10 protein-coding genes are annotated in these 14,143 nt (G+C 72.3%); 1 reads left to right on the top strand and 9 read right to left on the bottom strand.

Annotated features, from left to right (window positions below):
• Positions 1-33: 33 nt before the first annotated feature.
• The 7 genes from ACFU3E_RS08640 to iolC form a co-directional block, all read right to left on the bottom strand.
• Positions 34-900: an ABC transporter permease gene (locus tag ACFU3E_RS08640; RefSeq protein ID WP_384154013.1), complete on the bottom strand. Its 867-nt coding sequence runs from the start codon at positions 898-900 to the stop codon at positions 34-36.
• Positions 897-3,551, bottom strand: a complete 2,655-nt coding sequence (locus ACFU3E_RS08635) for a CocE/NonD family hydrolase (RefSeq protein WP_384154011.1) — start codon at positions 3,549-3,551, stop codon at positions 897-899. The genes ACFU3E_RS08640 and ACFU3E_RS08635 overlap by 4 nt, the downstream gene beginning before the upstream one ends.
• A 234-nt stretch (positions 3,552-3,785) precedes the next feature.
• Positions 3,786-5,288, bottom strand: a complete 1,503-nt coding sequence (gene mmsA, locus ACFU3E_RS08630) for a CoA-acylating methylmalonate-semialdehyde dehydrogenase (RefSeq protein WP_384154009.1) — start codon at positions 5,286-5,288, stop codon at positions 3,786-3,788.
• A 14-nt stretch (positions 5,289-5,302) separates the two neighbouring features.
• On the bottom strand, positions 5,303-7,189 hold the full coding sequence (gene iolD, locus ACFU3E_RS08625) for a 3D-(3,5/4)-trihydroxycyclohexane-1,2-dione acylhydrolase (decyclizing) (RefSeq protein ID WP_384154007.1): 1,887 nt from the start codon (positions 7,187-7,189) through the stop codon (positions 5,303-5,305).
• Positions 7,186-7,998 (bottom strand): 5-deoxy-glucuronate isomerase, encoded by an 813-nt coding sequence (iolB, locus tag ACFU3E_RS08620; protein WP_384154005.1) that lies wholly within the window; start codon positions 7,996-7,998, stop codon positions 7,186-7,188. The genes iolD and iolB overlap by 4 nt, the downstream gene beginning before the upstream one ends.
• A gap of 10 nt (positions 7,999-8,008) precedes the next feature.
• Positions 8,009-8,899: a deoxyribose-phosphate aldolase gene (locus ACFU3E_RS08615; RefSeq protein WP_384154003.1), complete on the bottom strand. Its 891-nt coding sequence runs from the start codon at positions 8,897-8,899 to the stop codon at positions 8,009-8,011.
• Positions 8,896-9,846 (bottom strand): 5-dehydro-2-deoxygluconokinase, encoded by a 951-nt coding sequence (iolC, locus tag ACFU3E_RS08610; RefSeq protein ID WP_384154001.1) that lies wholly within the window; start codon positions 9,844-9,846, stop codon positions 8,896-8,898. The genes ACFU3E_RS08615 and iolC overlap by 4 nt, the downstream gene beginning before the upstream one ends.
• A gap of 442 nt (positions 9,847-10,288) precedes the next feature.
• Here iolC and ACFU3E_RS08605 point away from each other — a divergent pair, with 442 nt between their 5' ends.
• A complete protein-coding gene (locus ACFU3E_RS08605; RefSeq protein WP_073948635.1) occupies positions 10,289-10,489 on the top strand; it encodes an AlpA family transcriptional regulator in 201 nt (66 codons plus the stop codon).
• A 64-nt stretch (positions 10,490-10,553) separates the two neighbouring features.
• Here ACFU3E_RS08605 and ACFU3E_RS08600 read toward each other — a convergent pair whose 3' ends face one another.
• Both ACFU3E_RS08600 and ACFU3E_RS08595 read right to left on the bottom strand, forming a co-directional pair.
• Positions 10,554-11,597: a zinc-dependent alcohol dehydrogenase family protein gene (locus ACFU3E_RS08600; protein ID WP_384153999.1), complete on the bottom strand. Its 1,044-nt coding sequence runs from the start codon at positions 11,595-11,597 to the stop codon at positions 10,554-10,556.
• Between the two features lie 142 nt (positions 11,598-11,739).
• A complete protein-coding gene (locus ACFU3E_RS08595; protein ID WP_384153997.1) occupies positions 11,740-13,953 on the bottom strand; it encodes an MMPL family transporter in 2,214 nt (737 codons plus the stop codon).
• Between the last annotated feature and the right edge of the window lie 190 nt (positions 13,954-14,143).

Raw genomic sequence — 14,143 nt, 5'->3', positions numbered from 1 at the left:
CGTCGCGACGGGCGAACGTTGCCTGCCGCGGCACTAGGAGACGACGTCCTTGCGGGCGAAACCGCGGAAGGCCAGGGCGAACAGCACGAGCGCGTACGTGACGGAGATCGACGTGCCCTGGATCATGTCCGACCACTCCAGCTGGGGCCGGACGGCGTCGAGCCAGGCGTACTGCCAGTGCGCGGGCAGGAAGTGGCGCCAGTCGCCGAGGGCCGTCACCTCGTCGAGGACGCTGCCGATGATGGTGAGGAACACCGCGCCGCCGACCGCGCCGAGCGGGGCGTCCGTGCGGGTCGACAGCCAGAACGCGAGGGCCGCGGTGACCAGTTGGGACACCATGATGTACGCGACGACGATCAGCAGCCGCTGGGCCGCCGTGCCGGTGGGCAGGGTGCCGCCGGTGGGCAGTTCGAGCGGGCCCCAGCCGTAGGCGGTCGTGCCGACGACGAGGGCGACGACCGGGAGCAGGACCATGGCGGCCAGGCTCAGGGTGAGTCCGACGGCGAGCTTGGACCACAGCAGCCGGGCCCGCGGCACGGGGGCCGCGAGCAGGTAGCGCAGGGAGGACCAGCTCGCCTCCGAGGCGACCGTGTCGCCGCAGAAGAGGGCGACGGGGATGACGAGCAGGAAGCCGGCCGCGGAGAAGAGGTTGACGGCGGCGAAGTTGGCTCCGGAGGCCGTCGCCGTGTCCATGAGGTTGACGCGGTTGTTGTTGCCGCCCGGGTCGCCCCCGACCTGGAAGGCGATGAGCAGGATGACCGGCAGGGCGAACAGGACGCCGCCCATCACCTGCGTGCGGCGCCGTTTCAGCTGCCGGACCAGTTCGACGCGGAACGGCAGGGTGCGGCCCGCGCGGTAGCCGTCGGCGACCTCGACGGGCGGCTCGGCGAGCTGGCTCATGCTTCGGCTCCGATCAGGGTGAGGAAGGCGTCCTCCAGGCGGCGGTGGGGGCCGACCGAGCGCACCGCCACGTCGAGCCGTACGAGGTCGGCGACCAGGCGCTGCGGGGTGCCGTCGGCGTCGAGCTGGACGAGGAGGCCCTCGTCGGTGCGCACGGCCGAGGCGACGCCCGGCAGGGCGGTGACCTTCTCCACGACGGGCTCGTCCACGGGCGTGGCCGTGCCCACGAGGAGGGTGTCGCCCGAACCGACGATGTCCTCGACCGGGCCGGTCTGGACGAGCTGTCCGTGGTCCATCACGACCAGGTGGGTGCAGGTCTGCTCGACCTCCGCGAGGAGATGGCTGGAGACGATGACCGTGCGCCCCGCTGCGGCGTAGCGGATCATCACCTCGCGCATCTCGCGGATCTGGGGCGGGTCCAGGCCGTTGGTCGGCTCGTCGAGGATGAGCAGGTCCGGCAGGCCGAGCATGGCCTGGGCGATGGCGAGGCGCTGGCGCATGCCCTGGGAGTAGGTGCGCACCGCGCGGGCGAGGGCGTCGCCCAGGCCCGCGATCTCCAGGGCCTCCTCCAGGTGCGCGTCCTCGGGCGGGCGGCCGGTGGCGCGCCAGTACAGCTCCAGGTTCTCGCGGCCGGACAGGTGGGGCAGGAACCCCGCGCCCTCGACGAAGGCGCCGACCCGGGAGAGGACCGGGGCGCCGGGGCTGATGGCGTGGCCGAAGACGCGGATCTCGCCGCCGTCGGGCTTGATCAGGCCCATCAGCATGCGCAAGGTGGTCGTCTTTCCTGCTCCGTTGGGGCCGAGCAGACCCAGGACCTGGCCCTTCTCCACGCGGAAGGAGAGGTCCTTGACCGCGTACCGGTCCGACGCCTTCGCATAGCGCTTGGTCAGGTCGGTGATCTGGAGGGGGACGTCGGCGAGTTCGGGGTCCGGCGGGGCGGGGGCGGTCGTGCGGCGGCGTCCGGTGATGATCAGTGCCAGTGCGGTCGCGGCGCCGGCGAGGGGCAGCCACCACACCCACGCGGGCAGCGCGCCCTGGGTGTCGCGCTGCCCGAGCGCGGAGGGAACCGACAGGTCGCCCTTGAGGGAGACGGTGTACGTCGCCGGGGCCGTCGGGGAGGCGTAGCCGAGGTCCGTGGAGGCGAGGACCAGGCGCAGGCGGTGGCCGTCGTCGATCTCGTGGTCGATCGCCGGGAGCGTGATGGTGACGTCCTTGCCGGCCTTCGCGCCCTCGACCCTGATGGGCGTCACCAGCTGGGAGGGCAGCACCGGCTGGCTCCGGCCCGGGCCGACGTCGTAGAGCTTCGCGAAGAGCACGGCGTCGTCGCTGGTGGACTTCACGTGGACGGTCGCCGTCGGGGAGCCGGTGATCTGGGCGTCCTCGCGGAAGGGCGCCGACTCGAACGCGGCGAACTGGCCGGGGAAGTCGAGGGAGACGCCGATACCGAGCGAGGAGAGCTGGCTGAGGCCGCCGGCGCCGCCGAGGCCGGGCAGGGCGGAGACGCCGGGCGGGCTGGCACCGGGCGGGTTGTCGAAGCTCTGCTCGCGGCCGGCCAGGGCGATGGAACGCTGCTTGCTCTCCAGGCCGGGGTAGCGGTCCGAGGTCACTCCGGTCAGGCGGGGTTCACCGTCGCCGGAGCCCATGCCGAGGGTGCGGGTGACGCGGAAGGCGGGGCCGGTGCCGGCGCCCTTGTCCTGCTTCAGGTAGCGGTCGAACCAGGTCGTGACCCGGTCCTGGACGCGGCCGGTCTCCATGTCGCCGCCGTCGTGGCCGCCCGCGATCCAGTCGACGTCGACGGGGGCGCCGTTGGCGCGGATCGCCTTCGCGGCCTGGTCGGCCTGGCCGAGCGGGAAGAGGGAGTCGGACTGGCCCTGCATCAGCAGCGTCGGCACCTTGATGTTCTTGCCGACCGCGGACGGCGAACGCTCCTCCAGCAGCTTGCGGGCCTGCGCGTCCGGCCTGCCCGACTCGGCGACCCGCTCGTACATCCGGCACAGCGTGGGCTCGAACTTCTCGCAGCCGCCGCCGGAGTTGACGAAGATGCCGGCCCAGAGCTTCTTGAACACACCGTTCGGGAAGAGGGCGTCGGCGAGGTTCCAGTAGGTGATCGCCGGGGCGATGGCGTCCACGCGGTCGTCGTGGCCCGCCGTGAGCAGGGCGATCGCGCCGCCGTAGGACCCTCCGGCCATGCCGACGCGGGGGTCGCCCTTCCGGTCGAGCTCGACCTGGGGTTGCTTCGCCAGCCAGTCGATGAGCTTCGAGACGTCGGCGACCTCGCCCTCGGGGTCGTTCAGGCCGATCTTCCCGTTCGACGTGCCGAAGCCGCGGGCCGACCAGGTCAGGACCGCGTAGCCGTCCCGGGCGAGGCCCTCGGCCTGCTGCCGTACGTCGTTCTTGCTGCCGCCGAAGCCGTGCCCGAGCAGGACGGCGGGGCGGCGGCCGGTTGCGCCGGAGGTGAAGTACGAGGTGTCGATGCGGACGCCGTCGCCGGTGGGCAGCGTCCGGTCTTCGCGGTGGACCGGGGGCGTCTCGTCGTTCGCGACGGCCGTCCACGTTCCCGCGCCCGCGAGCACGACGACGGCGGCCCCGGCGGCGAGGAGCCTCCGGGGCCTCCGAAGCAGCCCGTTCAGCCCGGGCAGTCGAAGATCCATGCGTCAACGGTACGGGGTGAACCTGTCGAACAGTTGTCGACCGGAGGCCGAAGTAGTACCCCTCCCAGAGGATTAGGCGGGGCCTTCGGCGTACCGCGGGTGGTGTACGGCGCCGGCTCGGTGTGCACTCACTCTTCCCTGCCTTGTGGCGGCGGGCCGGGGTCGGCAGGAACCGGGCGGGGGAGGCTTCCCGCGGTTCCCGCGGGAACCGCGGGAAGCCCCCCGGTGGTCGCCTCAGTGGTTGCGTGGGAAGCCCAGGTCCACGCCCGTGGGAGCGTCGGCCGGGTCCGGCCAGCGGGTGGTGACGACCTTGCCGCGGGTGTAGAAGTGCGTGCCGTCGTTGCCGTAGATGTGGTGGTCGCCGAAGAGCGAGTCCTTCCAGCCGCCGAAGGAGTGGTAGCCCACGGGGACCGGGATCGGGACGTTGACGCCGACCATGCCGGCCTCGACCTCCAGCTGGAAGCGGCGGGCCGCGCCGCCGTCCCGGGTGAAGATCGCTGTGCCGTTGCCGAACGGCGACGCGTTGACGATGTCCAGGGCCTCCTCGTAGGTCTCCGTGCGCAGCACGCACAGGACCGGGCCGAAGATCTCGTCCTGGTAGGCCTTCGCGGACGTGGGCACCTTGTCGAGCAGCGAGATGCCGATCCAGTGGCCGTCCTCGAAGCCGTCGACCGTGTAGCCGGTGCCGTCCAGGACCACCTCGGCACCCTCGGCCGCCGCGCCCTCGACGTAGGAGGCGACCTTGTCGCGGTGCACCTGGGTGATCAGCGGGCCCATCTCGGAGGCCGGGTCGTCACCGGGGCCGATCTTGATCTTCTCGGCGCGCTCCCGGATCTTCTCCACCAGTTCGTCGCCGATCGAGCCGACCGCGACGACCGCGGAGATGGCCATGCAGCGCTCGCCGGCGGAGCCGTAGGCGGCCGACACGGCGGCGTCGGCGGCGGCGTCGAGGTCGGCGTCCGGGAGGACCAGCATGTGGTTCTTGGCGCCGCCGAGGGCCTGGACGCGCTTGCCGTTCGCGGAGGCGGTGCTGTGGATGTAGCGGGCGATCGGGGTCGAGCCGACGAAGGAGACGGCCTTGACGTCCGGGTGCTCCAGGAGGCGGTCGACGGCCACCTTGTCGCCGTGGACGACGTTGAAGACACCGTCCGGCAGGCCGGCCTCCGACAGCAGCTCGGCGATCTTCAGCGATGCCGACGGGTCCTTCTCGGACGGCTTCAGCACGAAGGTGTTGCCGCACGCGATGGCGAGGGGGAACATCCACATCGGCACCATCGCCGGGAAGTTGAACGGCGTGATGCCCGCGACGACGCCGAGCGGCTGGCGGATGGACGAGACGTCCACGCGGCTCGCCACCTGCGTCGACAGCTCGCCCTTCAGCTGGACGCTGATGCCGCAGGCCAGGTCGACGATCTCCAGGCCGCGGGCCACCTCGCCGAGGGCGTCGCTGTGCACCTTGCCGTGCTCGGCGGTGATCAGCTCTGCGATCGCGTCCCGGTTGGCGTCCAGCAGCGCGCGGAACGTGAACAGGATCGAGGTGCGCTGGGCCAGCGAGGACTGGCCCCAGGTCAGGTAGGCCTCCTTGGCGGCGGCCACCGCCGCGTCCACCTCGTCGGCCGAGGCGAACGCGACCTTCGTCGTCACCTCGCCGGTCGCCGGGTTGGTCACCGGTCCGTATGTGCCCGAGGCGCCTTCGACGGTCTTGCCGCCGATCCAGTGGTTGACGGTCTTCGTCATGGCCGGGAACTCCTTCACAGATGGCGGCGTCGGGTGGAGACGTGCCGTTCGTACAGCTCACGTGCCTTGACCGCGGACGGCCGTGTCGCGGTCTCGGCCACGGGTACATCCCACCAGGCCTGCGCGGGAGGCGCGCCCGACACTGTGTCTGCCGTTTGGGTCTCGACGTAGACACATGTGGGAGTGTCGGCCGCCCGGGCCTCGGCGAGGGCCTCCCGCAGGTCCCGTACGGTCTTCGCGCGCAGGACGCGCATGCCGAGGCTGGCCGCGTTGGCGGCGAGGTCCACGGGCAGCGGCGGCCCCGTGTACGCGCCGTCCTCGGCCGGGTAGCGGTAGGCGGTGCCGAACCGCTCGCCGCCCACCGACTCCGACAGGCCGCCGATGGACGCGTAGCCGTGGTTCTGGATGAGCAGGACCTTGATCGCGATGCCTTCCTGCACGGCCGTCACGAGTTCCGTCGGCATCATCAGGTAGGTGCCGTCCCCGACCAGCGCCCACACCGGCCGGTCGGGAGCGGCCATCTTCACGCCGATCGCGGCGGGGATCTCGTAGCCCATGCAGGAGTAGCCGTACTCCAGGTGGTACTGGTCGGGCGACCGGGTCCGCCAGAGTTTGTGCAGGTCGCCGGGGAGGGAGCCGGCGGCGTTGATCAGGATGTCCGACTCGTCGGCGAGTTCGTCCAGGGCGCCGAGGACCTGGGGCTGGGTCGGCCGGATATCCGGTTCGTCCACCTCGTAGCAGGCGTCGACGCGCTGCTCCCAGCGCTCCTTGTCCTCGGTGTACTCGGTGGCGTAGGTGCCGGCGACCCGGTGCGCGTGCATCCGGAGGGCCTCGGTGAGCTCCTGCAGGCCGCTGCGGGCGTCCGCGACCAGAGGCTGCCCGGCGAGCTTGTGGCCGTCGAAGGGGGCGATGTTGAGGTTGAGGAACCGGACGTCCGGGTTGCTGAACAGGGTGCCGGAGGCGGTGGTGAAGTCGGTGTAGCGGGTGCCGACGCCGATCACCAGGTCGGCGGTGCGGGCGAGTTCGTCGGCCGTGGCCGTTCCGGTGTGGCCGACGCCGCCGACGTCCTGGGGGTGGTCGTGGCGCAGGGAGCCCTTGCCGGCCTGGGTGGAGGCGACCGGGATGCCGGTGGTCCCGGCGAACTCGGCCAGGGCCTCCTCGGCGCGGCTGTGGTGGACGCCGCCGCCCGCGATGACCAGGGGCCGCCTGGCCGCCCGGATGGTCCGCACGGCCTCGGCGAGTTCGGTCGGGTCGGCGCCGGGCCGCCGTACGGTCCAGACGCGCTCGGCGAAGAACTCCCCGGGCCAGTCGTACGCCTCGGCCTGCACGTCCTGGGGCAGGGCGAGGGTGACGGCGCCGGTCTCGACGGGGTCGGTGAGCACCCGCATCGCGTTGAGCGCCGAGGGGATCAGGGCCTCGGGCCGGGTGATCCGGTCGAAGTACCTCGACACCGGGCGCAGGCAGTCGTTGACCGACACGTCACCGGCGTACGGGACTTCGAGCTGCTGCAGGACCGGGTCGGCGGGGCGGGTCGCGAACACGTCACCGGGCAGGAGCAGCACCGGAAGGTGGTTGATGGTCGCGAGGGCTGCGCCGGTGACGAGGTTGGTGGCTCCCGGGCCGATGGACGTCGTCACCGCGTGTGTGGACAGCCGGTTGGACTGCCGGGCGTAGCCGACCGCCGCGTGCACCATGGCCTGTTCGTTGCGGCCCTGGTGGTACGGCATCTCCGCGGCGTGCTCCAGGAGCGCCTGGCCGATTCCGGCGACGTTGCCGTGGCCGAAGATGCCCCAGGTGGCGCCGATGAGCCTCCGCCGGACCCCGTCGCGCTCGGTGTACTGGGCGGCGAGGAAGCGGACGAGAGCCTGGGCCATGGTCAACCTGGTCGTCTTCAGGGTCATCGGTACCCCTCCGTGTGATCCGGGTGGAAGCAGATCCGCCACTCCCGTGTCTCCCCCGGGCCGGCCATCACGTTCAGGTAGTACATGTCGTGGCCGGGCTGGGCGATCGACGGGCCGTGCCAGCCGTCGGGGACGAGGACTGCGTCTCCGGAGCGGACCTCCGTGAGGACGTCGGATCCGCCCTCGCGGGAGGGGAATACGCGCTGATAGCCGAAACCGTTCGGACCGTCGATCTCGAAGTAGTAGATCTCCTCCAGCTCCGACTCCTCGCCCGGCCGGTGCTCGTCGTGCTTGTGCGGCGGGTACGAGGACCAGTTGCCGCCGGGCGTGATCACCTCGACCGCGATGAGTCTGTCGCAGTCGAAGGCGTCGGCCGAGGCGAAGTTGCGGACGCGGCGCGTGCAGGTGCCGCTGCCGCGCTCTTCGACGGGGACCTCCGGCGCGGGGCCGTAGCGGGCGGGGAGTTGTCGCTCGCACTTCGCTCCTGCCAAAGCAAAGCGGCCTCCCGCGCCGGAGGCGATCTGGACCCGGGCGTCACGGGGCGCGTACGCGAAGTCGGTGACCGACGCGAACACGCTCTGCCTGCCCGAGAGGTGGAACTCCTCTTCTTCGACGCGCACGGTGCACGCGCCGTTCAGGGGCAGCACGATCCACTCGCTGTCCCCGGTGGTGAAGATGTGGGTGCCGCCCGGTGACAGCTCCACGATCCGCAGCGCGCTGTGCGTCCAGCCGGCCCGCTCGGGGCCGATGTCCAGGACGTGGTTCACGTCGGTGGTGGCGCCCTTGGGGACGTACAGCTCTCTGGTCATGCCACGGCCCTCACAGCAGTCCGACGGCGGTGTCCACGGCGGCGGCCACGTCGCCGTCCGCCGGGTACAGCAGCGAACGCCCCACGACCAGCCCGCACACGGTGGGCAGTTGGAGAGCGCCGCGCCACTTCTCGTACGCCCCGGCCTGCTCCTCGGCGGAGCCGCCCACCTCGCCGCCGAGCAGCACGGCGGGCAGGGTGGACGTCGCCATGACCTCGGCCATGTCGTCGGGGTTGTCGGTGACCGGGACCTTCAGCCAGGTGTAGGCGGAACTGCCGCCGAGACCCGAGGCGATGGCGATCGACTTGGTGACGGCCTCGGCGGACAGGTCGTTGCGCAGCCGGCCCTGCTCGTCGCGGCGGCTGATGAACGGCTCGACGAAGACGGGGAGCTTGCGCGCCGCCATGGCGTCGACGGCCCGGGCGGTGGACTCCAGGGTGGTCAGCGAACCGGGGTCGTCGTGGTCGATGCGCAGGAGCAGCTTGCCCGCGTCGAAGCCGAGGCGCTCGATGTCCTCGGGGCGGTGGCCGGTGAAGCGGTCGTCGAGTTCGAAGCTCGCGCCCTGGAGACCGCCTCGGTTCATCGAGCCCAGGACGACCTTGCCGTCGAGGGCGCCGAGCAGGAGCAGGTCGTCGAGGATGTCGGCGGTGGCGAGGACGCCGTCCACGCCCGGGCGGGACAGCGCCAGGCAGAGGCGTTCGAGGAGGTCGGCCCGGTTGGCCATGGCCATGCTGCGGCCGCCGGCGCCGAGGGCGCCGCGGGCCGGGTGGTCGGCGGCGACGATCATCAGACGGCCGCTCGAGTTCAGCAGCGGACGGCGGGGGCGGCGGGCCGCGGCCTCGGCGATCGCCTCCGGGTGGCGGCTGCGCAGGCGGACGAGTTCGGAGATGTCGACGGTCACCGGACGGCCCCCGCGGTGACGGCCGCCTCGATCTCGTCCGGCGTGGGCATCGCGGAGGAGCACTCCAGACGGGAGGCGACGATGGCACCGGCGGCGTTGGCGTGCCGCATGGTCTTCTCCAGGTCCCAGCCCGACAGCAGGCCGTGGACGAGACTGCCGCCGAAGGCGTCGCCGGCGCCGAGGCCGTTGAGGACGTTCACCGGCAGCGGCTGAACCTCGGCGCTCTCGCCGGCGCTGTTCACCGCGAGGACGCCCTTGGGGCCCTGCTTGACGACGGCCAGTTCGACACCGGCGTCCAGGAGGGCGCGGGCGGCGGCGTGGGGTTCGCGCACTCCGGTGGCGACCTCCACCTCGTCGAGATTGCCGACCGCGACGGTGGTGTGGCGCAGGGCCTCCTCGTAGAAGGGGCGGGCCGCGCCGGGGTCGGTCCAGAACATGGGGCGCCAGTCGAGGTCGAAGACCGTGGCGCCGGCCTTGGCGCGGTGCGCGAGGGACGCGAGGGTCGCCGTCCGGCTCGGCTCCTCGCTCAGGCCCGTACCCGTGACCCAGAAGACGTGTGCCTCGCGGATGGCGTCGAGGTCGAGCTCGTGGGCGTCGATCTCCAGGTCGGGCGCCTTGGGCTGCCGGTAGAAGTACAGCGGGAAGTCGTCCGGCGGGAAGACCTCGCAGAAGGTGACCGGGGTGGGCAGACCAGGGACCGGGGTGACCCAGCGGTCGTCCACGCCGAACCCCTTCAGGGCCTCGCGGAGGTAGGCGCCGAAGGGGTCGTCGCCGGTGCGGGTGATCACTGCCGTCCGCCGTCCCAGGCGGGCCGCGGCGACCGCGACGTTGCTCGCCGAACCGCCGAGGAACTTGCCGAAGGACGTGACCTGCGGCAGCGGGACGCCGGTCTGGAGCGGATACAGATCCACTCCGATCCGTCCCATGGTGATCAGGTCGTACGCCATCGGTGTCCCCTCGAATGCTCGGCTCTCCCCGGTGTTGTAGCCCCCTCTCGAAGCCCTGTCAATGTTTTGTCCGGACATTCGGACCAGATCATGACAGCGCTTTCCGCATGTCTACGTCCGTGTCCTCACAGTTCCGTAGTCTTCAGCCCCGCCTCCCGCCTCGCCTCTCCGGGCGGCTGCCGACCGGACCCGGGTGCCGCGTCAAGACACCCCGCCGGTACTCCGGCGGCCGCCTTTGCCGCGGGAATGTCACAAACGCCTCCTCCGTGTCACACGTGTCGCGAGTACGCGGGTCTTCCGTCACACCCGGCGCACAGGCCCTGCCCGGCGTCACGGGGCGTCGTTGACCGGACACAGGCTTGTTGATCGCCAGCGCAGCGCCCGGCTCCCCCGGACGGCCGTCCACGGCCGCCGCCGTGGTGCGCGCGGGGAGGTGCACGTCATGACCGACCGAAGGCTCTGGTCCTACAAGGAGATCGCGGCGCACATCCGGGTGCAGCCGGACACCGTGCGGTCCTACCGCAAACACGGGCTGCTGCCCCCGCCCGACCACGTGGAGGGCGGCAAGCCCTACTGGTACGCCGACACGGTCCGGGCCTGGGTCGCCGCCAGGCCCGGCAACCGCGGCCGAAGAGCCGACTGACCCCGTCGGCCTGCCCCGGCCTCGTGCCCCACCCTCGGGCGGGGCACCGTCGTCGGCCGGTGCGTCAGCTCCACGGCTCGATGACCGTCGCACCCGCTCCCGGCGCCGTCCCCATCGCCGCCAGCGCGGACGGGACCTCCTCCAGCGTGATCGTCGACGTCACCAGCAGGTCGGGGCGCAGCACGCCGCTGCGGACCAGTTCCAGCATCGGCGGGTAGCTGTGGGCGGCCATGCCGTGGCTGCCGAGGAGTTCGAGCTCCAGGGCGATCGCGCGGGCCATCGGTACGGGTGTCGTGCCGGTCGGCGAGGGCAGCAGGCCGACCTGGACGTGCCGGCCGCGGCGGCGCAGGCCGTTCACGGAGGCGGCGCATGTGCCGGGTGAGCCCAGCGCGTCGAGGGAGAGGTGGGCACCGCCGCCCGTCAGCTCACGGACCACGGCCGCGGTGTCCGGCACGGCCGCCGCGTCGACACACCGCGCCGCCCCGAACGTCCGCGCCAGATCCAGGGCGCCGGGCGACACGTCGACGGCCACGACCCGGGCGCCCGAGGCGGCCGCGATCATCACGGCCGAGAGCCCGACCCCGCCGCAGCCGTGCACCGCGACCCACTCCCCCGCCTTGACCCGCCCCTGCTGCACCACCGCCCGGTACGCCGTGGCGAACCGGCAGCCGAGCGAGGCCGCCGTCGCGAAGGACAACTCCCCGGGCAGCGCCACGAGGTTCACGTCGGCGTGGTCCAGCGCCACGTACTGGGCGAAGGAGCCCCAGTGGGTGAAGCCGGGCTGGGTCTGGCGCTCGCACACCTGGTGGTCGCCCGCCGCGCAGGACGGGCAGGTGCCGCAGGCGCAGATGAACGGCACGGTGACCCGGTCGCCGGGCCGCCACCGGGTCACCCGGGAGCCCACCGCCTCGACGACCCCGGCGAGTTCGTGCCCGGGCACGTGCGGCAGTGCGATGTCCGGGTCGTGGCCCTGCCAGCCGTGCCAGTCGCTGCGGCACAGCCCGGTGGCCTCGACCCGCACGACGACTCCGTGCTCGGCGGGCCGCGGGTCCGCGACGTCCCGCACCTCGGCCGCTTCCCCGTACCGCTCGACCACCACGGCCCGCATGGGCCCACCCGCCTTTCGTTCCTGCCGTGCCCGGAGCTCCCGGGGGTGCCGGGTGCCCCCGCGCTCTCGCGTTCAGCACCTCGGGGGAACGCTAGCGGGCACCGGGGGACACTGCGGACCGGGCTCGGCGCCGCCGCCCGGGTCAGCCGGCCGATGCCCCGACCTTGTCCCGGGCCGGTTCCGTTTCCCCCGCCGGGCGTTCCGCCTCCGCCTCGCTCAGGCCGAAGCGCTCGTGGAAACGGCGCAGGGGGCCCGGGGCCCACCACGTGGCGCGGCCGGTGAGGCGCATGACCGCGGGGACCAGGAGGCTGCGGACGATCATCGCGTCCATCAGGACCGCCAGGGCGATGCCCAGGCCGAGCATCTTGGTGTTGGTGACCCGGGACGTGCCGATCGCGACCATGACCACGGCCAGGATGACCGCCGCGGCCGTGATCAGCCCGCCGGTGCGTGCCAGGCCGTGGCGGACGGCCTGGTCGTGGTCGCCGGTGCGTTCGTACTCCTCCTTGATGCGGGAGAGCAGGAACACGCCGTAGTCCATGGAGAGACCGAAGGCCACGCAGAACATCAGGACCGGGAGGGTCGTCTCTATGGAGCCGGGGCTGGTGAAGCCGAGCAGGCCGGACAGGTGGCCGTCCTGGAAGACCCAGACGACCGCGCCGAACATGGCCGTCAGGCTGAGCGCGTTGAGGACGACCGCCTGGATCGGTATGAGCACGCTGCCCGTGAGGAGGAAGACCAGGAGCAGCGTGACGATCGTGATGAAGACCGCCGCGAGCGGCAGGCGCTCCCCTATGGCGTCCTTGGAGTCGACCAGGACGGCCGCGGTGCCGGTCACCTTGGTGTCGAAGGGGGCCCGGGTCTCGCGCAGGTCGCCGACGAGACGCTGGGCCGCGTCGCCCACCGCCTCGCCCTTCGGCAGCACCGTGAAGTACGCCGAGTCGCCTTTCACCAGCGGTCCGTCGACCCGCAGCACGTCGGGCAGTGCGGCGATGCGCTCCTTGTAGGCGCCGTACTGCGCCTCGGTGGCGCGGCCCTCGGCGAGCACGTCGAGGCCGCCGCCGGGGCTGCCCGGGAAGCCCTCCCGGATGTGCTGCTGCACGATGTGGGACTCGGAGGTCGACGGCAGCTGGCGGTCGTCGGCGGTGCCGAACCGCACGCCCAGGAAGGGCAGTCCGAGCAGGACGAGGACGACTGTGGTGCCGAGGGCGAAGAACGGGGCGCGGCGCATGACGAGCGTCGCCGTGCGGGCCCAGGCCCTGCCCTGCCGGCCGGCGGGCTCCGGCCGGTGTCCGCGCCGGATCAGGCGGCGCAGGTCCAGGGCATCGACCCGGTGGCCCAGCAGGATCAGCGCCGCCGGGAGCAGGATCAGCGCGGACGCGGCCGCCAGCAGCACCACGGCGATCCCGGCGTAGGCGAAGGAGCGCAGGAAGTACTGCGGGAAGACCAGCATCGCCGCCAGGGAGACCGCGACCGTGAGGGCGGAGAACAGCACGGTGCGGCCGGCTGTGCGCAGGGTCGTGCCGATCGCGGTCAGGGGTTCGGCGCCCGTGGCCAGTTCCTCGCGGAAGCGGCGGACGATGAAGAGCGCGTAGTCGATGGCGAGGCCCAGGCCGAGGGCCGTGGTGAGGTTGATCGCGAACACGGAGACGTCGGTCAGCTCGGTGAGGCCGCGCAGGATGGCGTTCGTCCCGAGGATGGCGACGATGCCGATGCCGAGCGGCAGCAGGGCCGCGACGGCGCTGCCGAAGACCATCACGAGCAGCACCAGCGTCACGGGCAGGGCGATGAGCTCGGCCCGGGTGAGGTCCTCCTGGATGACCGTCTGCATCTCGTGCCGTACGGCGACCGGGCCACCGATGGTGACCTCCACCGGGCCGTGCGTGCCGCGGAAGTGGGGCGCGAGGCGCTCCAGGGTCTCGCCGGCGGTCTTCTCGTCGCCTGTGATGCGGGCGGCTATCAGCGCCTCGTGTCCGTCCTCGGCGCGCAGGGCCGGGGCGCCGGACTGCCAGTAGGAGCCGACGCCGGTGACCCCCCGCTCGCCCGCCAGGCGCTGGGTGAGCCGCTCGGCCTCGGCGGCGACGGCCGGGGCGTCGACCGAGGCGTCGCCCGCGTCGAGCAGGAGCAGCAGGTTGGGCTGGGAGCCGGGGAACTCGCGCTCCAGGGCCTTGGTGGCGTATGTGGACTCGGCGGCCGGGTCCTCCCAGCCGCCGGCGCCGAGCCGGTCGGCGACACCGCTGCCGGCCAGCACCGCGAGGGCGGTGAGCACCAGCGCCACCAGCAGCGACAGTCTGGGCCGGGCGGTGACGAATCGGGTCCAGCCTCCGACGCGCGGTGGTGTGTTGACTTCGGTCATCGTGCGGTGTCCCCTTCACCGTGACCCGTGTCCAGGCGCAGCCTGGCAGCGCGGGGCTGCCATAGACTGGCAAACACGAGAGATCGCTCGCATTCCTGCCGACCCCAGAATGCGAGCGACCACTCGCGTTTGTCAATCGCGTTCCGAGACCTGGGGATGACGCGTGCCCGAGAAGACCGAGAAAGCCGGT

The organism is Streptomyces sp. NPDC057424 (assembly GCF_042803315.1).
Lineage (GTDB): Bacteria > Actinomycetota > Actinomycetes > Streptomycetales > Streptomycetaceae > Streptomyces.
The sequence above is the reverse complement of the archived record's forward strand: the minus strand, read 5'-3'. Positions and strand labels throughout refer to the sequence as shown.

What these genes read in the sequence shown, in the direction of transcription:
- ACFU3E_RS08640 (WP_384154013.1), bottom strand. Translation starts at nt 900, where the DNA reads ATGAGCCAGCTCGCCGAGCCGCCCGTCGAGGTCGCCGACGGCTACCGC.
- ACFU3E_RS08635 (WP_384154011.1), bottom strand. Translation starts at nt 3,551, where the DNA reads ATGGATCTTCGACTGCCCGGGCTGAACGGGCTGCTTCGGAGGCCCCGG.
- mmsA (WP_384154009.1), bottom strand. Translation starts at nt 5,288, where the DNA reads ATGACGAAGACCGTCAACCACTGGATCGGCGGCAAGACCGTCGAAGGC.
- iolD (WP_384154007.1), bottom strand. Translation starts at nt 7,189, where the DNA reads ATGACCCTGAAGACGACCAGGTTGACCATGGCCCAGGCTCTCGTCCGC.
- iolB (WP_384154005.1), bottom strand. Translation starts at nt 7,998, where the DNA reads ATGACCAGAGAGCTGTACGTCCCCAAGGGCGCCACCACCGACGTGAAC.
- iolC (WP_384154001.1), bottom strand. Translation starts at nt 9,846, where the DNA reads ATGGCGTACGACCTGATCACCATGGGACGGATCGGAGTGGATCTGTAT.
- ACFU3E_RS08605 (WP_073948635.1), top strand. Translation starts at nt 10,289, where the DNA reads ATGACCGACCGAAGGCTCTGGTCCTACAAGGAGATCGCGGCGCACATC.
- ACFU3E_RS08600 (WP_384153999.1), bottom strand. Translation starts at nt 11,597, where the DNA reads ATGCGGGCCGTGGTGGTCGAGCGGTACGGGGAAGCGGCCGAGGTGCGG.
- ACFU3E_RS08595 (WP_384153997.1), bottom strand. Translation starts at nt 13,953, where the DNA reads ATGACCGAAGTCAACACACCACCGCGCGTCGGAGGCTGGACCCGATTC.